This window comes from Bacillus sp. 5w2 (assembly GCF_054353775.1).
Genome location: NZ_JBTIWT010000012.1, coordinates 123,852 through 140,706 on the forward strand (window position 1 = coordinate 123,852; position 16,855 = coordinate 140,706).

At 32.6% G+C, this 16,855-nt stretch carries 19 protein-coding genes; 3 read left to right on the top strand and 16 right to left on the bottom strand.

Annotation, left to right across the window (positions count from 1 at the left end; all coding sequences use genetic code 11):
• Positions 1 to 9: 9 nt before the first annotated feature.
• The 9 genes from dltD to ACXY7N_RS19700 form a co-directional block, all read right to left on the bottom strand.
• Positions 10 to 1,191, bottom strand: coding sequence for a D-alanyl-lipoteichoic acid biosynthesis protein DltD (gene dltD, locus ACXY7N_RS19660; RefSeq protein ID WP_000782316.1), 1,182 nt, complete (start codon positions 1,189 to 1,191; stop codon positions 10 to 12).
• A 267-nt stretch (positions 1,192 to 1,458) separates the two neighbouring features.
• Positions 1,459 to 1,986, bottom strand: a complete 528-nt coding sequence (locus ACXY7N_RS19665) for a GNAT family N-acetyltransferase (protein ID WP_016087508.1) — start codon at positions 1,984 to 1,986, stop codon at positions 1,459 to 1,461.
• A 118-nt stretch (positions 1,987 to 2,104) separates the two neighbouring features.
• A complete protein-coding gene (locus ACXY7N_RS19670) occupies positions 2,105 to 3,727 on the bottom strand; it encodes a peptide ABC transporter substrate-binding protein (RefSeq protein WP_353811208.1) in 1,623 nt (540 codons plus the stop codon).
• A 20-nt stretch (positions 3,728 to 3,747) separates the two neighbouring features.
• Entirely contained in the window at positions 3,748 to 4,749 is a 1,002-nt protein-coding gene (locus ACXY7N_RS19675; protein WP_116363396.1) for a C40 family peptidase, read from the bottom strand.
• A 39-nt stretch (positions 4,750 to 4,788) separates the two neighbouring features.
• The gene (locus tag ACXY7N_RS19680) at positions 4,789 to 5,850 is read right to left on the bottom strand and encodes a dipeptide epimerase (protein WP_116329350.1); all 1,062 of its coding nucleotides are present in this window, start codon (positions 5,848 to 5,850) and stop codon (positions 4,789 to 4,791) included.
• Between the two features lie 155 nt (positions 5,851 to 6,005).
• Positions 6,006 to 6,332, bottom strand: a complete 327-nt coding sequence (locus ACXY7N_RS19685) for a DUF3870 domain-containing protein (RefSeq protein ID WP_000271317.1) — start codon at positions 6,330 to 6,332, stop codon at positions 6,006 to 6,008.
• Between the two features lie 259 nt (positions 6,333 to 6,591).
• Positions 6,592 to 6,948, bottom strand: a complete 357-nt coding sequence (locus ACXY7N_RS19690) for an FtsB family cell division protein (RefSeq protein ID WP_016134723.1) — start codon at positions 6,946 to 6,948, stop codon at positions 6,592 to 6,594.
• Between the two features lie 400 nt (positions 6,949 to 7,348).
• A complete protein-coding gene (locus tag ACXY7N_RS19695) occupies positions 7,349 to 7,945 on the bottom strand; it encodes a DJ-1/PfpI family protein (protein WP_353811207.1) in 597 nt (198 codons plus the stop codon).
• Positions 7,942 to 8,433, bottom strand: a complete 492-nt coding sequence (locus ACXY7N_RS19700; RefSeq protein WP_088083830.1) for an ankyrin repeat domain-containing protein — start codon at positions 8,431 to 8,433, stop codon at positions 7,942 to 7,944. The genes ACXY7N_RS19695 and ACXY7N_RS19700 overlap by 4 nt, the downstream gene beginning before the upstream one ends.
• A 184-nt stretch (positions 8,434 to 8,617) precedes the next feature.
• On the opposite strand from ACXY7N_RS19700, the gene ACXY7N_RS19705 reads away from it, so the two are divergent.
• The gene (locus ACXY7N_RS19705; protein ID WP_016134726.1) at positions 8,618 to 9,049 is read left to right on the top strand and encodes a cytidine deaminase; all 432 of its coding nucleotides are present in this window, start codon (positions 8,618 to 8,620) and stop codon (positions 9,047 to 9,049) included.
• A 261-nt stretch (positions 9,050 to 9,310) separates the two neighbouring features.
• Here ACXY7N_RS19705 and ACXY7N_RS19710 read toward each other — a convergent pair whose 3' ends face one another.
• The 3 genes from ACXY7N_RS19710 to ACXY7N_RS19720 form a co-directional block, all read right to left on the bottom strand.
• The gene (locus ACXY7N_RS19710; RefSeq protein ID WP_000789031.1) at positions 9,311 to 9,541 is read right to left on the bottom strand and encodes a hypothetical protein; all 231 of its coding nucleotides are present in this window, start codon (positions 9,539 to 9,541) and stop codon (positions 9,311 to 9,313) included.
• Positions 9,542 to 9,913: 372 nt separating this feature from the next.
• Positions 9,914 to 10,177, bottom strand: a complete 264-nt coding sequence (locus ACXY7N_RS19715) for a hypothetical protein (RefSeq protein WP_000432423.1) — start codon at positions 10,175 to 10,177, stop codon at positions 9,914 to 9,916.
• 202 nt (positions 10,178 to 10,379) lie between these two features.
• A complete protein-coding gene (locus tag ACXY7N_RS19720; protein WP_016134727.1) occupies positions 10,380 to 11,144 on the bottom strand; it encodes a class I SAM-dependent methyltransferase in 765 nt (254 codons plus the stop codon).
• 207 nt (positions 11,145 to 11,351) lie between these two features.
• Here ACXY7N_RS19720 and ACXY7N_RS19725 point away from each other — a divergent pair, with 207 nt between their 5' ends.
• Positions 11,352 to 11,633, top strand: a complete 282-nt coding sequence (locus ACXY7N_RS19725) for a hypothetical protein (RefSeq protein ID WP_016087501.1) — start codon at positions 11,352 to 11,354, stop codon at positions 11,631 to 11,633.
• Positions 11,634 to 11,711: 78 nt separating this feature from the next.
• On the opposite strand, the gene ACXY7N_RS19730 is transcribed toward ACXY7N_RS19725, so the two are convergent.
• From ACXY7N_RS19730 to ACXY7N_RS19740, 3 genes are all read right to left on the bottom strand, one after another.
• A complete protein-coding gene (locus ACXY7N_RS19730) occupies positions 11,712 to 13,505 on the bottom strand; it encodes a Xaa-Pro dipeptidyl-peptidase (protein WP_016087500.1) in 1,794 nt (597 codons plus the stop codon).
• Between the two features lie 201 nt (positions 13,506 to 13,706).
• The gene (locus tag ACXY7N_RS19735; RefSeq protein WP_016087499.1) at positions 13,707 to 15,083 is read right to left on the bottom strand and encodes a sensor histidine kinase; all 1,377 of its coding nucleotides are present in this window, start codon (positions 15,081 to 15,083) and stop codon (positions 13,707 to 13,709) included.
• Positions 15,076 to 15,723, bottom strand: a complete 648-nt coding sequence (locus ACXY7N_RS19740; RefSeq protein ID WP_016087498.1) for a response regulator transcription factor — start codon at positions 15,721 to 15,723, stop codon at positions 15,076 to 15,078. The genes ACXY7N_RS19735 and ACXY7N_RS19740 overlap by 8 nt, the downstream gene beginning before the upstream one ends.
• Before the next feature lie 121 nt (positions 15,724 to 15,844).
• Between ACXY7N_RS19740 and ACXY7N_RS19745 the strand changes: the two genes are divergently transcribed.
• The gene (locus tag ACXY7N_RS19745; RefSeq protein WP_098560212.1) at positions 15,845 to 16,261 is read left to right on the top strand and encodes a hypothetical protein; all 417 of its coding nucleotides are present in this window, start codon (positions 15,845 to 15,847) and stop codon (positions 16,259 to 16,261) included.
• Positions 16,262 to 16,306: 45 nt separating this feature from the next.
• On the opposite strand, the gene ACXY7N_RS19750 is transcribed toward ACXY7N_RS19745, so the two are convergent.
• The gene (locus tag ACXY7N_RS19750) at positions 16,307 to 16,804 is read right to left on the bottom strand and encodes a DinB family protein (RefSeq protein WP_098486480.1); all 498 of its coding nucleotides are present in this window, start codon (positions 16,802 to 16,804) and stop codon (positions 16,307 to 16,309) included.
• Positions 16,805 to 16,855 lie beyond the last annotated feature (51 nt).

Genomic DNA, 16,855 nt, shown 5'->3' on the forward strand with positions numbered 1-16,855 from the left:
TCTCCACACTTATTTCTCAGTATAAAAGTTTTGCACTGCTTCATCAAAGTAAATCCAGCCTTTCCAACCTAAATGAATTGTATCTTTTAAGAAATACTTATCATATTCATGGCCAGAAAAATCAACTACTGGGTATCCTGCTTTCTCAACTTGTTCCCGAACTTTTTTATAATACACTTCACGGCGTTCTTTAGGGAAACCAGCGTAATCATACCACGGTCCATTTACAGGTACAGAAATAAAGAGTGGCTTAACATTTTTCTCTTTAAAAATATCTAAAACAATTTGTAAGTCATCATATTCTGGTGATTCTTCATACGATTCATTTGCTCTAAAGTTTTTTAGACCTTTTAGTTTTTTCTTCAGATTATTCTTATAATAATACGGATTTTCAATTCCGAATGCGTTTGTAGTAGATTCCGCTTTCCCTTCTTCCTCCGCATGTTTACGTGCATCTACCCAAGAAATTGAACGTAATCCCATATTTGTTTTTTCTTTCATCGGCTCAATCTTAAATATAGAGTTAAATAAATCTCTATGATCTAAGATATTTCGATGCATATAAGCAAGTGGTTTGACTAAACCTGCTTTTATGTTATGTTTTGTATCGTTATATACAATACCCTGTAATGAATTTTTTAATATATCATCTTCTTGAACAACTTTATAATCTAATAGTCGTTTCGCAATTTTCTTCTTCATTTCAACATTTATTTCATCATTAAAAATAAAATGATATGCTTGTTGTTTGGAGAAATTATTAGTAAAATCCCCTTGTGATACACCAGTTTTGGTAAACCACTGTGGTGATAGAACAAAGACTACCTTTTTACCTTCTAATTCATCCATTGTAGATGTCATATTTAATATATGAGCTAAACTTTGTGTACCGCCAATCCCGATTAAATATGGCGTAAAACCTGCGGGATTCACTTTGAAGTAATTAGATGGATGATATGCATCCATTCGTAAAAATTCAGATGAACCGTACATCGGTAAATACTGCGAATTCTCTAACATTTTTTGTTGTAAGAAAACACTTTGTAATTTTTCTTTTTGTAAGGAAGTTGCCGCATCTTCTACCTTCTTATCACTAATAAGTGATACTAAACTTTTCGATGGGATTAGTATGATAATGAAAAAAAGCACACACGCTAAAATTATGGGACCAAACGCATGCTTCATCTTCATCTGTTATTCCTCTTTCTCTCGCTATTAAATTGTAACCCTTGTTTTTGACACGTCATCTTTTTCTCCTTTTTCTCTATACATGTTCCATTCTATTTATCTATTATATACATGTATGTATTTCCTCCCTTGTCCTATTAAGTCCTATATAAATAGCACAAGAAAATGTTTCCATAGAAACACGTTAATTATACAAGATTCTACATAAATTTCACACTAGAATTTTAGTAATAATTTTATTTTTAAACAGTTAAAATACATAGAAAATGTCTATAATTCATCCAATGATGTCTGGAGTTCAAAGTATGATAATAAGCGCCCACTATGATCAACATCATGAGTATATGTAAAACCTAATTTTCGTAAAAGTTTTTTCGAATTTTCATTTACTACTTTTACTCTAGCAATTATTCTTTTTACATTCATCGTCTCTTTTGCATATTGAATAGAAGCCTCTGCTGCTTCTGACGCATATCCATTTCCCCAATACTCCGGATCAAGTAAATACATAATTTCTATTTCGCCTGTTTCATCTACTTTTCTTAAACCACAATGTCCTAAAAGCTTCCCTGATTCACTATTGAATAACAACCATACACCAAAATTATGCTGTTCCCAATGTAATATAAGTTTCCTGATATAATCATTTGCTTCTTCTTTTGACATTCCTCTTGATTTAGCAAGCCATTTGCCAACAACTTCTTCCTTTAATATGCTATAAAATTGATCAACATCTTCTATAATGGGTTTTCTCATGAATAACCTTTTGGTATGTATTACTTTCTTTTCTACAAACATAAAACTTTATTCCCCTCCAAAATTTTATACAGACTAGTACATTATACCATGTACTATTTACCCGACTTTAACTAAAAAAACAGACTATCACACATGTGAAGTCTGTTTCTCCATAATTTTATTTCTGCACATCAGCCCATTTTAAACTTGTAGCTGGACCGAATTGATGTACATATAAATCTTTTACATATGGCTTTTGTAAGTATGATAACCCGCGCTGGAATACCGGTGCAATTACTGCATCATCCAGTAACATTTTCTCAGCATCTTGCATTGCTTTCCAACGAGCTTTTTCATCATTACCTAATTCTGTTTTAATCTTCTTAATTAACGCATCATATTCTGGGTTTGCATATTCTGTATTGTTCACACTGCTTCCAGAAAGGAATACTTCTAAGTAAGTCATTGGATCTGGATAATCCGGTAACCAGCGTGATAATGACATTTCATATTCTTTCTTCTTCTCTAACGCCAGTTTTTGCGTATGTGGTTGTAATTTTACATTTACTTTTAAGCCTGGTAAGTTTTTCTCTAGCTCTTCTTTAATGTATTCTCCTACTTTTTTGAAGTTTTCTAAGTCATAGTTTAATAACTCAAGCGTTACTTCATTTGTACCTGTCTCTTGCTTCGCCTTTTCCCAATATTCTTTCGCCTGTTTTACATCAATTTTATTAAACTCACCTGCTGTACTTCTAAAATCTTTTTTGTCTGGACCTTTTAAAAATCCTTTTGGTACGTAATAGTTAGCAGCAACCGAACCATCATTTAAAAATGAAGTCGCAAGTCCATTCTTATCAAACACTGTACTTAGCGCAAGTCTTGCATTTTTATTTTTAAGAATCGGTACATTTTCATTGAATCGGAAGAAGTACATAACCGGATCTGTATATTGTTTTAGCTCTTTATTATTTTTATATTTATCTACGAATTCAGTTGAAATGACAGCCCTATCAACTTTATCTGTTTCATATAAATTTACCGCAGTTGAAATTTCTTTAACAATTTGATAGTTTACTTCATCTAACTTCACTTCTTTTTTATCCCAATACTTATCGTTTTTCTTCATTGTAAAGCTCGCTTCATGCTTCCAATCAGATAATGTAAATGGCCCGTTATACACTGCTTTATTTGCTTCTAATCCGTATTTATCACCTTGTTCTTTCGCATATTTTTCGTTAATTGGATAGAATGATGGTAAAATAAGTAGTTTCGTAAAATACGGTACAGGATGTTCTAACTCTACAACGAACGTTTGATTATCCGTCGCTTTCACTCCTAATTCCTCTAACCCTAGTTGTTTCTTATTTATTTTCTCCGCATTTTTCACATCGTATGCAATGTATGCATATTGAGAAGCAGTATCCGGATTAATAAGCTGCTTCCAAGCGTATACGTAATCTTGTGCTGTTACTGGATCTCCGTTAGACCATTTCGCGTCACGTAAGTGAAATGTATATGTTTTTCCATCTTTACTCACTTCATATTTTTGTGCTCCAGCCTCAATCACTTCATCATTTTTCGATAAGCGGAATAATCCTTCCATTACGTTATTTAAAACGTTAAATGATACTGCATCTGTTACTTTCCCTGAATTTAACGAAGGAATTTCACCCGTTTCAAGTAACTGTAATACTTTCTTCTCATCTTTCGGCTTTGTCGTTGTTTTTTCTTTTGCACAGCCAACTAAAATTGAAGAAACTAATAGGGTACTAACTAATGAGTAACGAACAACTTTTTTCATTTGAAAACCCCCTCTATTTTTTAAGGTAAGTAACGACGAGCACCAGCGTATTCTTCTATATATCCAGGTGTATTTAGCGGTATAATCTCTACTGATCTTTCCGCTCTTGGTGAGTGAATCATATTTCCGTCACCAATATACATCCCTACATGATGAACACTGCCTTTTCCCTGATCATGTGCAAAGAAAATTAAATCTCCTTTTTGTAAATGTTCTTTATCAACTGCAACTCCATTTCTTGATTGTGGACCAGAATCCCGCGGTATTGTAATACCGTGCGATTTATAAATTGTATGTGTAAATCCAGAGCAATCAAATCCAAAACCACTTGTACCAGCCCATATATACGGTAATCCTAAAAACATTTTCCCTGTGTTTATTAAATCATCGGCCGCCGGAGTTGGAATATCATTTTGGGAGCGATAAACAGTTCCGTCATTTTTTCGTAGCCAAGCTTTCTGCCCGTTTGGTAACAATACGCGGTATGAAATTGTATCTTCACTAAGTAAAGGCAGTCGCGTATTATAGCTCACTTCGAGCGATTTATGTTTTTCAGAAGGATTTATATATAAAATAGCTGTCGGTTTCGTTACTAAAACGAAAGGTTCGTTTGTTTTATCTGCAAATTCCTGATTATATGTTAATTGTTTTTCAGGCATCCATCCTGGATACCCTTCTTCATTTCGTGGTGTTGGTTGACCATGGACTAACACTTTCACCCAGTCCCCTTTTTTATCAACAACCGTTACTTCTTGACCTAATAGCGCTTGCGTTTCTAATTTATTTGCATTTGTTAACCACAGTTTCTCATCAAGCGTCATTGATTTCGTCCACTTCCATAAATCAACTGGATTTGTAGCGCTTGGTACATCAATTGGTCGTAATGAATCAGGCGCGGTCCAAAGTGTTGCGGCAGATACATCGATAAATGCCTTACTATCTTTCTTCTCTTCAGCATTTGCTGATGTAAACGATGAAAATATAAATAAAGTTGTTAAAAATGCAGTTCCTACTTTTTTCATAAATATCCCCCTTAAAAGATAGTTTACTAGTCTCTTCTCCTAAGATTTACTATTCACAGTCGATTGAAGGTTTACCTTTGATCCAGAATAAGTCATTCCTTCCGGTTCTTCCATTAACCAAAGCGGTGCATCCAGATCGAAGTAATGAATATTAGGATGTGCAGCAGCTAAATGGGCTACAGCGCTAACAGAAATGGAAGATTCCATCATGCTTCCCACCATACATTTTACTCCAGCTGTTTCAGCGATATCGGCAATACGCCACGCTTCACGTATGCCACCACACTTCATTAATTTAATATTGATTAAGTCTGCATATCTTCCTTGCACGATTTTCAATGCATCACTCGCTGTAAATATGCTTTCATCTGCCATAATAGGCGTTTGTACATGATCTTTAACGTACTTTAATCCATCCCAATCTTTCGCATGAACAGGTTGTTCAATAAATTCGATATTTAAATTACGATTTTCCATTTCTTTAATGATAGAAACCGCTTCTTTTGGATTCCACCCTTGATTTGCATCTAATCGTAACGTCGTATTTTTTGGTACGCTATGTCGAATCGCTTCAATACGTTCTAAGTCTAAATGAGCAGATTTCCCTACTTTAATTTTTAAAGTTTGAAATCCTTTTTCTACATGTTGCTTTGCCTCTTTCGCCATAATAAAAGGTTCATCTACACTCACCGTAATATCTGTATGAATTTCTTTCTTCCCGCCTAATAATGCGTAAAGTGGAACGTTTTGATATTGACAATACACATCATATAAAGCGATATCTACCGCCGCTTTTGCACTTGGATTTCCAATACAACTCATTTGAATGTGCTGCAGTAACTGCTGAAATTGAATGATATCTTGACCAATTAAACAAGAACGCATCGGCCCCACAATTGCTTCTTCAATCCCGTTAGCAAAATCACCCGTAATAACTGGTGTTGCGGCTGCAGCGCCCTTGCCAACAATTCCTTCATCTGTATGAATATATACATCTATACTTTCTATTTCGGTTACGGTACGAAGCGCTGTTTTAAACGGTGTATGAAGATTGACACGTCTACGATTTACTTTTACATCGGTAATTTTCATATTGTTCATCCTTTCGTTGTCTGACAAAGTGGAATCTTAATCCTCAAAAACAAATTCATTTTTTTACGGACAATTCATCTCCTCTTTCACTTACTTTTCATGTAGGAGGATAATGTGAAATAAAAAAATCCAGCCGTAAGAATCTTCTTACGGCTGGATTTTGTCTATGAATGGGTAGACAAAGCAGCGATTTGATTATATTTTTTCTGTGCATCTTTTAATGCTACAAGTAGTGCCTTTTGAGACGAACCAAAGTATCTATTTTTTATTTCTGTTACTAATAATGGATCATTAATATTTTTATGTAGAAACAAATATTTAACGAATTGAGATGTTAATGCAATTGTCGCTGAGCAATCTGCATCTACAATTTCCCCAGTCTCCTTAACAAGTACAAATGCTACAAAATAACTTTTGAACTTTTCAGTAATGGGATTATTTTGAGGTGCTTTCGCATCCCCTACGATATAAATTGTATTTGAAGCGTACACAGCTATCTTCCTTTCTAATACGGGATAACGGTTTTCTTAATAGTCGTATGAGTGATAAACTCAACGTTGATTAAAAAATGTATCCGCTTACCTTGTATTATAATACAATTGACAGAATTTTAACAACATTTATTTCGATGTATATTCCATAATTATAAAAACAGTTCAAACTCTTCATGTTTACAATATGTGATTGTTTCTTGTACCATGCCATTCATACATGAAAAAACAGCTAGCTATCGCTAACTGTTCTATTACACTACTTCGGCATCACAAATATAGTTTCATTTGACTTAGAAAATTGATATTCTTTTCTCGCAAACTGCAAAATCTCTTCCTCATCGTCTGTTAAATTTTCTATGTTAGTCTTTAAAGTAGCCTTATCTTTCTCTAAAGAAACCAATTGTTTTTTTTGATTCATTATTGTGTCTTTTTTTTCAACGATTATTTCTTGTTGTTTCGTTAAAATAAATTGAACGTACAAAGTAGCCGCCGCAATAAATATAAACATGAATATAAATCGCCTTAGTTTTTTCTTATTAATTGCTCGCTTCTCATTAGGCTGTGATAGTTGCTCTTCTATATTAGGAACATTTATTCGCTTGAGTTTCCTCATTATGAAATCCCCCTAACACATATATTTTCACTACCCTCGGCATAATCCCTTACTAACTATAATTCTATTCTTATAAAATAAGCTCCTTCACAAAAATATCTTACAAATTAACCAATTAAAGATAACATTCGACGACATTTCCATATTTACATTGCATTTTTTTATGTATGCTGCCATAAAATAGTAGTTTCTGTTATTCTTTTTCTATTATTGTAGAAGAGTTTTTTTACATACGAAATTTCTCCTCGTTTTAACATGCTTATAAGGAGAAAAAAGCTGCATTTTCGTACATTCGATAAAACCGAAATTACTGATTCAGAATTAGAAGTTGGATTATAAATCAATTCTTACGGCACTTACCTATATACATTCAATATAAAAAAAGCCCAAATCGGGCTTTTTAATTTTGTAAATCTATATCATATTCCATGCTTTTCGCTGTTTCCTCTGCAACCTCCACACCTAACAAATTTTTCACAATATGAAATGACATGTTAATACCAGCTGAAATACCTGCCGATGTAATAATGTGTCCTTCATCTACAAATTTCACATTCTCCATTACTTCTACATTCGGGAAGTCTTTTTTGAAAGTTTGAATACTAGCCCAATGCGTTGTTGCTTGTAAACCTTCCAGTAAACCGGCTTTCGCGAGTAAAAGCGCACCAGTACAAACTGAAGTCATTATCTTTACTTCTTTCATTTGCTGACGAACCCAATCTATTATAATACCATTTTTCACTTCATTTTCCCGAACGCCTTTACCACCTGGAATAATTAAAATATCAATTGGTGGTAAATCTTCAATGCTATAATCCGGCTTTACCTTTAATCCGTTTCTTGCTGTAATCATTTCTCCATTTTGGCTAACTGTATACACAGTAAATGGTTTTTCTTTATCCGCTTCAGTTACAGAAAAAACTTCAAATGGCCCTGCAAAATCTAACACTTCTACATCATTAAATAAAAATATGCCTACGATCCATTTATTTATCATACGTTCACTTCCTGTTTTAAATAATGTAAAAGGTGATCATATCCTTTTTCTAACGCAATATCATACGCTGTTTTCCCATCATTTTTCTTAATCATCTTACTAGCTCCATTTTCAAGGAGTAAAATAATTATTTCTTCACTTCCTAATAATGCTGCTTCATGTAACCCTGTCCAACCTCCACTTTGAATAACGTTTACATCTGATCCTTTTTCAATTAAGAAAGCAACAAGCTCACTTTGTTTATTCGCGATTGCCGCTTGCAAAGGTGTATTTTCATTTTCGTTTTTTGCTCTAATATGTATATCTGCACCACTTTCTAAAAGAAAACTTGCTAGCTCTTTTTGTCCCAAATAAGCCGCTAAATGAAGTAGAGTCCAACCATCGTCACTAAATTTATTAACCGCACTTGGATTCATCTTTATAAACTCTACCACTTCTACCTTATTACCACTTATAACAGCTGGAACTATTGATTGTAAAATCCCCATAATACTCTCCCACCTATCAAAATATTAAAGTATTCTCTTTGGTATGTTCTATTAATTATTAAATTTTCCTGTTAAAATATCAGTTTACATAATAATATTATCTATTCAGTTTTCATCTTTTATTTTAAATATTAAAATTTTCCGTCAAAATAACACTAATCATATTTAATATGGAGGGAAAATTATGTTACAAGTAATGCCTTTAAATAGTGAAGACTATGATTTAATTACAGCTGCTGAAAAAGTAATTGAAAAAAACTATAAATATGGTCGCCATCATATCGGTTCCGCTGTACGAACTAAAACAGGTAATATATATGCAGCAGTGCATGTTGAAGCGAATGTTGGAAGGATAACAGTATGTGGTGAAGCTATGGCGATTGGAAAATCTATTTCAGAAGGTGATCATGAATTTGATACCATTGTAGCAGTTGCTCACCCACACCCTCATGAAGATATAGAAAAATGTTGGGTTGTTGCTCCATGTGGTATGTGTCGAGAATTAATAAGTGATTACGGAAAAAATACGAACGTTATACTTTCTTATAATGGTGAACTTGTAAAATGTAACGTAATGGAATTATTACCTGAAAAGTATACAAGCGTAGTAGATTAATCATTCATACTTTCAACATATCAAATAATATTTTTCCAATAAAAAACAATCCATTTTTAAAACGGATTGTTTTTTTATTTCTTTTTTATGCAGTTTATTTTATTTTTCTATTTTGGATAATGATAGAATTATCATTAACAAAAATGAAATTCAAATATTCAAGTGCACATCACGGTACGCTTTTTCATTTGAAAACAAAAATATAATTTATCCTTATATTTGAAAAACGTTAATGCGACCTCTCTAAAATCAGCAGTCTTATCATACCAATCTATAACAATTCTGTCTTCTTCCCTTGCCTGTTTCCTTTAACACATATGATTTTAAAACAAGCGCCGTTAATGAATCCGTTAATGTTTTATATGATAAATTAGATAATGCTAATAGATCGTTCGTATATAACATTCTATGCTTCTCTAATAATAATAGTACTAATCGTTCAGACGGTTTTAATGCCTCATCACTTTCTAGTATAAAGTCTATATTTTTCATTTCTCTTATTATTACTCCTTATATAAAAAAATACTTAAGCAACTGATTTAATATAAAAATAATACACAACAAAATTTGAAGTATATTAAAATAACATCGTTTCAAAACACTATTATACTATAACATAGAAAAAGCATTTCCCGAAATAGGAAATGCTTTTTTATATTGCTTATAGGATTCTCCAAATCCTACATTATATTTCAAATACTGATCCGTACAATTCCCTTCAAACTTCTCTGATCATCCAAAAGTATTTGTAATAAATTAAGTTCTACTAAAATGATTTAAACAAATAAAAGCGGTTAGTCATTCATGCTCTAAACAGGACTGACTAACCGTTATCCAGTTTCTTCTCAATTAACATGTTCTACCTTAAATATTTCTTGCAATATGCGGCTTACTGTAATGACTTGTTCCACCGCCGCCTACTACTACTTTACCACCTTTTTCGAAAATTAATAACTTACTTGAACCGTCTGCAAGAAGTACTATTACTTCAGCATTATTACTTGTTGCTACATAAATTACATAACCGCTTTTTGATATACATGTTTCCCAATTCGCATCAAATTCTGATCTTACTACACGATTTGAATACACTTGATTTTCAATTCTATCTTGTTCTACGTTTTCCAAATTGATTCCTCCCACTTCACTAAAATAGCATTTATAGGAAAATAACAGCCCTATATAAAATAGTAGCTGACTTTAACATAAATAGTATATGTAATTAGTAGCAAAATGCTTGGACAATGAAACGTAATAACATGTAAGCAATATACAATTAAAATAAGGCAATCGATATTATATCAATTACCTTATTTCATAGATAGTTCTTTTATTTATCGTTTCGCACAGCTTCAAAAGTAAACATTTGATTTGCATTTGACGGTTCTTTTTCATAAACATAGTCAGCAGAGCAAGTAATGTTAGAGAAACCTATACTTTCTAACAGAATTCTGAACTCGTCTATCCCATACCAGCGCATCGCAAAGCGCTGTAGTTCTGTTTGTACTAACTGTCCTTTACTCCATTTTTCATATTTTAAATATGATAGAGTAACTTGGTTCAGCCAATCTATTTCAATTGATTTATTTTCTAATGTAATTCCGTCTCCACTTGGTAAAGAAAAAGTCGATGTATGAATCTCTCCAGTCTTCCAGTCATGCGGAAGCATAATATCTACAATTAATCGTCCCCCAGGATTAAGATGTTCATAACAACATTTCAATGCGTTTATAGAATCATCTCGATTTTCAATTAAACAAAAAGATCCAGTCGGAATGATAATTGCCTCATATTTATGCGGCAGTGAAAATTTTTGTAAGCTTCCTTCATATAAATTAGGATGTAAACCTCTCTCTGTACAGCGTATACGGCAAGAATCTAACATTTCAGGTGAATAATCTATCCCATCCACTGTAAAACCAGCCTCAAGAAGCGGGATGATGACCCGACCTGATCCTACTGCTGCTTCTAGAATTCTTCCTCTACCATTTTTTAAACGTTCTTGATAATACTCAATATCACCATTTAAAGAATAACCGACAGGTTTTGTGTAATCATAAAGTTCCGTGCAAAGTGTACTATAAAAACTAAACATTTATTTTCTCCTCCGTTTTTAAGTACGGAAGATTTCAACTCAATTAATCTTCCTGTACCTTTACTTTTAATAAAAATTCGAAAGAGCTGACTGTCATAATATATCACTCGCTTTCCATAGAATAGAATATAATCATATTGTATAATATTTCCTTCTAGATGAAAATATAAAAATGAAAATTCGGAATTTTACCGGAAGGAGGATATGATGAATTCATTCATTATATTTCTTTTACTTCTTATTGCTTTTAATACTGTAATTTTCTTTATTGCAAAGAAATATAGGCAAATATGGAGAATTACCAGTGGCATTTTCATTCTTTCTTCCCCCATCGTTTTCTTCACCACTTTGCATGTAATTGGTGAAAAAGTTGGAGATGGATTCGCTGGAGGTGCTGCTGGGTTAACGTTTAGTGGACTTTTAATCTTAAATGCGATTGTTTTATTTATCATAAGTATTTTTGTTTCTGCTAATAAAAATTCATATTAAACTCATGGCATTGGTAATGCATTTATATTTCAAAGTTTAAAGAGCTTACTATATAGTAAGCTCTTCATTAAACATCATTTATTTCACAATCGGTAATGTCACTTCGCTTAATTTTACTGTAAGCTTCGTACCCGCTTTCGGTCTAATTGTATAATCATAGTCACTAGCGATTAAAACGACTCCAATTTGATGCCCCGCTTTAAATACATAATCATCAGGCTGCATGTCCCATGTAAATGTATAATCTTTTCCAGATTGAAGTGCTGTTGAATCTTTTATACTATTTAAATTTTGTGGGTCCATCCAACCCCTCGTAACAATTTCAGGTTTTGCTCCGCCGTAATCAACAAGTAATGCTGTTAAATTTGATACAGGACGATTAATATTTCCTTTGATTGAAATTTTGGGTGTCCCGCTTATTCTCATATCCTTTTGTAATACAGGCATTGTATACACTAATCGATTTGCCACTTCTAATTCTGGGTTTGCTACTAATTGGTTTGATTTCATTTTCGCATCATCTACGAATGAGAAAACTTTATTTGCAGAGCCCATACTTAATGGCAAATTAACTGCTTTGTTACTTAAATACATACGAACTTTTGACGGCACAGCTGATGGATCTGGCCAGTTTTTTAATTTTTCCCAAGTTTTATTTTCACGTTGTACATCAACCATCGGTTCATTCATAATCCCATTTTCAATTCCATACAACCAGTAATCGAACCATTTATTTTGTATTCTTTGCCAGTCATTAGTTGATGTTCCACCGTGTCCACCTTGATGTAACCACATTTTACGAGGGACATCATTTTCTCCAAGTGCTTCCCACCATTGCGAGAACTGCTTCGTTTTTACATTCCAATCATTTAAACCATGAACAACAAATACACTCGCTTTTACGTTTTTAGCATCTTTTACATAATTACGTTTATCCCAAAAATCATTATAATTACCAGTTTTCCGGTCCTGTCCAGCTGTTAGCTCTTTTATTACTTTTCCGCAAACTTCAGGATTTTCCCTTGTTAGTACTGCTTCTGCCATATTATCTGTATCTTCTCCTTGGTATCCACCTGGCGCAATGACTGCACCATTTGCACGATAATAATCGTACCAACTACTAATCGCTGCAATTGGAATAATAGTTTTTAAACCTTCAACACCAGTCGTCGCAACTGCATTTGGTAACGTACCATTATAAGAGACTCCTGTCATACCTACATTTCCTGTAGACCAATCAGCCTTAACTTCCTCACCATTTTCTGTATATGCTTTCGCACGTCCATTCACCCAATCAATGACAGATTTCGTCCCTAATATTTCTTGCTCATCCCCAGTAGTCGGACATCCATCTGATTTCCCAGTTCCAATACTTTCACCTAAAATGACTGCATAGCCTCTTGGCACATAATAATTTCCGTATGAACCAAGATTAACAGCTCCATACGGTTTCCCTTCATACGCATACAATTCTTCATCTACATTATATACAGGAACATCTTTTAAGCCAGATCGATATGGACTCATTTCATAAATAACGGGAACTTTCACATTCGAATCAGTTTTTGGACGCATAACTTTTACTGATACACGATCCTTTTTTCCATCTCGATCACTATCAACTTCTGTTTCTACAAATAAATTTTCAATAATTGCTTCATCAAGCGAATAAATCGGTTTTGTCATCCCATTTTCTAATTCTATCTTCGTGTTTGAACGTAACGCTTCTGAAACATTTCCATTTAACCTCACGTCATTCTCATTTATGTAGTTTGTTTCTTTATTGTCTGCATATGCAGTCATGCTAGAAACTCCTGATGTAATTGATAAAGATAATATTGCTGATAGTGTTGCTATTTTCTTTTTCCCCATACCCTTCCCTCCCCATATATTTCTCCTTTTACTATACAATAAAATTACAGAAAATTCAGTTTATATTTTATACAACAACTTGAGAAATTTGTAGAACACTCTTCCAACGAGCTTTCAAGATTATATATCCTGATTTACCACTCTCATATAATCAATAAAAAACATCGCCTAATAATAGACGATGCTTCTAATAGTATTGAATTAGACTTTCTTCATATGAATATAAAATCGTATTTCTCCCTCTATAGTAGATACTCCATAGTCAAAACCATGTCTTTCTAAAATACTTTTCACGATCGCTAAGCCTAATCCTGTACCTGAATGGTCTTTACTACGAGAAGATTCTAAGACGTAAAAAGGTTCCCAAATTTTATCGATATCTTTCATCTGTTCCGCATTCATACCATTTTGAATTTGAAAATATATATTTTCATTTCGATTTTCTAAAGTAATTTTTATATTTTGATTTGCTGTATATTTTATCGCATTAGATATTAAATTTTGAAACACCATTCTCATTTTATTTACATCAGCATAAACAACTGCATCGCCAACATTATAGTTCACATGCAAATCAATTCCTTTCGATTCCAGTTCAATCTTATGCTTATCTAATATACTTTGGACTAGTGATTTAATAGCGAATTCTTCTTTTTCTAAAACATCTCTTTCTAATTTAGAAAATCTTAATAACTCTTCAATTAGGTTTGATATGTGATCAGTTTGTTTAATGATTGTATTTATGTATGTACCATCATCTAAACCATCTTTTATTCCCATAGAATATGCTTTCACTAATGCGATTGGAGTTTTTAATTCGTGTGTCACATCACCCATAAATCGTTTTAAATGTTCATTTCGATCTGTTAAATCTTCATGCGCTTCATGTAGTTTTTCACTCATGATATTAATACTATTAGCTAAGTCCCCTATTTCATCATTTGTTTTCACTTTCGCTCGTTCAAATTTCAAATTTGAAATATCTTCTGCAACATCACTTAATTCTTTCAATGGTCTGGTAATTGTTTTTGAAAGTATCCATACAAGTACGATAATGAGAAAAATCGTAATACCTAATATGTATAAATAAAATGAGTTTAGCGTTTTTATCACTTCATTTGAATGTGCGATAGAAACTCCTACCAAAATTAACATATTGTCTTTCGCAATATATTTCACAAAAAAACTAGATTTCATTTTCTCTTGATCATATATTTTATTCGATTGTCCAAAGTTTTTTACTTTCATTATTTCTTCTTTTGTAATCCACAGTTTATTAAGGGCAACTCTTTTCTTTGTAAGTTGCATGCGTAACTCATCATTAATATGATCTTCCGAATTGTTAATTGATGTATACGCAATCGTAACATTTCCTTTATTTTCAATGCTAGTAATTACTTCATCCAGTTGCTCGCTCGGTATGGACTGTATTTGTGCTGTAATACCTTCTAAGCTTTCTCGCGTTTTGTAAATATTATATTTCGGTAATAAATAGTTAATTAATAATAAGGAAATCGTAAAAATAAGAATAACAGTTAAAGAAATGCTGAGAAATAGCTTTTTTCCAAGTTTATTCACTCTGCTCCTCCAAACTATATCCTAAACCACGATGTGTCTTTATAATATTTTCTCCTACTTTTTTACGTAATCTTCTTACATGTGTATCAACAGTTCGCTCTTCTCCAAAATAGTCAAATCCCCATACGATATCTAACAATTTTTTACGAGTTAAAATCATGCCTTTATGATTTAAAAAACACTTTATTAATTCTAACTCTGTTTTTGTAATATCTAACTCTTTGTCATTTTTATAAACTTTATTTTTAGTGAAATCTATTTTCAAATCTTGAACTTGAATGACATCATCTTGCTGTATAAGCTTTTTCGCTCTAGTTATTAATACGCCTGGATGAAATGGTTTTTTTACGTATTCATCTGCACCACTTTGAAGCGCTGCTAATTCATCTTCGCTTTCACTTTTCGCCGTAAGCATTAATACTTTAACACTTGAGTTCTTTTTTATTTCCTGACAGACAGTAATACCACTATGTTTCGGCATCATCCAGTCTAAAATAGCTAAATCAATTTTTTCATCATAAAATATTTGAAGTGCTTCCTCTCCATCTTTCGCTAATAAAACCTCGAAGCCTTCTTTCTCGAAATAAGCCTTTAAAATCCTTAACATATCTTGTTCATCATCTGCTATTAATACTCTCATACATTATCCTCCATTGCTTTTAAACAAAAACCAATTGTATTATACAACTTCTTTGTTACATCAATGTGACAGAAAAATATTTGAACATTTTAAGGGTATAGTAAAAACGAGGTGTTGTATTATGATTAAAAAAATCGGGATCATTACTCTTCTTTGTTTCTTATTATCAACAAATGCGCTTGCAAATACAAATCAACAAATTGAAGTATTTGATTGTCAAAAAGAAATGGTCATTCAAAAACAATCTTTAGATCCAGCTATTCAAAAAGAAGCTGTTCAATATGCTAAATCCATTACTGGCCCGTTCAAAAACTTAAATGTCGTTCCAAAAGATGGACACATGATAAAAATCCCTTTATCTAAACCAGTTTCTATTACAAATCAATGGTTACATACAACAATTGATGAAGTACTTATTCTTCTTCCACTTAACGAAAAACCTTATATTATGCTTTACGATGATGAAAACAATCCGCACTTTTATTATGTGAAAGGTGATCCGAAGGGGTTATTGAAAGAAATGAATGTTAAATTATAATGTAAGAAAGATCCCACAAATATCATTTGCGGGATTTTTTATTTATCAGTTAGCAACTACATTTTCATTTAAAAAATGAATAACCTGTCTTTTATGATGGTTATCATGATCTATAAATTCTTTAATAATATATATAAGAGAATACGGCGTTCCAGTATGAGGACAGTGTGATACCCCATTGGCTGTTAAAGGTTTCTTTAGATTTTCATCAGGCAGTAATTTAAGTTCTTTTACGAGTAACTCTCTTTTAGCTTTTGCTTCTTCAAGAAGTTTTACCTTAGATATACCTGATTTAGCATAATTAGATGCTAATTTATTATATGTATCAAAATCAGGGAACTCCATTCCCTGTCCATTTCTCACTGACGATAATGTCTTACGTAATAGATAGTCATCCCAGTTCATAATATGAGATACGATTTCGCCAACAGTCCATTTCCCCTCTGATATTGGTGCCACCCACAATTCCTCTTTCATACCTTTCAATGTATGTATCCAAATTGAATATTCATTGAAATCATTAATAATTTTATTTTCTCCCATCATCCAATTCCCCATTCCAATAATAGATTCAACTAAATTATACCATCTATC

Excerpts from the sequence above, each read along its gene's own strand:
- ACXY7N_RS19690 (WP_016134723.1), bottom strand. The coding sequence starts at position 6,948 with ATGAGGAAACTCAAGCGAATAAATGTTCCTAATATAGAAGAGCAACTA.
- ACXY7N_RS19695 (WP_353811207.1), bottom strand. The coding sequence starts at position 7,945 with ATGATAAATAAATGGATCGTAGGCATATTTTTATTTAATGATGTAGAA.
- ACXY7N_RS19740 (WP_016087498.1), bottom strand. The coding sequence starts at position 15,723 with ATGAGAGTATTAATAGCAGATGATGAACAAGATATGTTAAGGATTTTA.
- ACXY7N_RS19700 (WP_088083830.1), bottom strand. The coding sequence starts at position 8,433 with ATGGGGATTTTACAATCAATAGTTCCAGCTGTTATAAGTGGTAATAAG.
- ACXY7N_RS19745 (WP_098560212.1), top strand. The coding sequence starts at position 15,845 with ATGATTAAAAAAATCGGGATCATTACTCTTCTTTGTTTCTTATTATCA.
- ACXY7N_RS19730 (WP_016087500.1), bottom strand. The coding sequence starts at position 13,505 with ATGGGGAAAAAGAAAATAGCAACACTATCAGCAATATTATCTTTATCA.
- ACXY7N_RS19675 (WP_116363396.1), bottom strand. The coding sequence starts at position 4,749 with ATGAAAAAAGTAGGAACTGCATTTTTAACAACTTTATTTATATTTTCA.
- ACXY7N_RS19680 (WP_116329350.1), bottom strand. The coding sequence starts at position 5,850 with ATGAACAATATGAAAATTACCGATGTAAAAGTAAATCGTAGACGTGTC.
- ACXY7N_RS19720 (WP_016134727.1), bottom strand. The coding sequence starts at position 11,144 with ATGTTTAGTTTTTATAGTACACTTTGCACGGAACTTTATGATTACACA.
- ACXY7N_RS19705 (WP_016134726.1), top strand. The coding sequence starts at position 8,618 with ATGTTACAAGTAATGCCTTTAAATAGTGAAGACTATGATTTAATTACA.
- ACXY7N_RS19710 (WP_000789031.1), bottom strand. The coding sequence starts at position 9,541 with ATGAAAAATATAGACTTTATACTAGAAAGTGATGAGGCATTAAAACCG.
- ACXY7N_RS19750 (WP_098486480.1), bottom strand. The coding sequence starts at position 16,804 with ATGGGAGAAAATAAAATTATTAATGATTTCAATGAATATTCAATTTGG.
- ACXY7N_RS19725 (WP_016087501.1), top strand. The coding sequence starts at position 11,352 with ATGAATTCATTCATTATATTTCTTTTACTTCTTATTGCTTTTAATACT.
- dltD (WP_000782316.1), bottom strand. The coding sequence starts at position 1,191 with ATGAAGATGAAGCATGCGTTTGGTCCCATAATTTTAGCGTGTGTGCTT.
- ACXY7N_RS19670 (WP_353811208.1), bottom strand. The coding sequence starts at position 3,727 with ATGAAAAAAGTTGTTCGTTACTCATTAGTTAGTACCCTATTAGTTTCT.
- ACXY7N_RS19665 (WP_016087508.1), bottom strand. The coding sequence starts at position 1,986 with ATGTTTGTAGAAAAGAAAGTAATACATACCAAAAGGTTATTCATGAGA.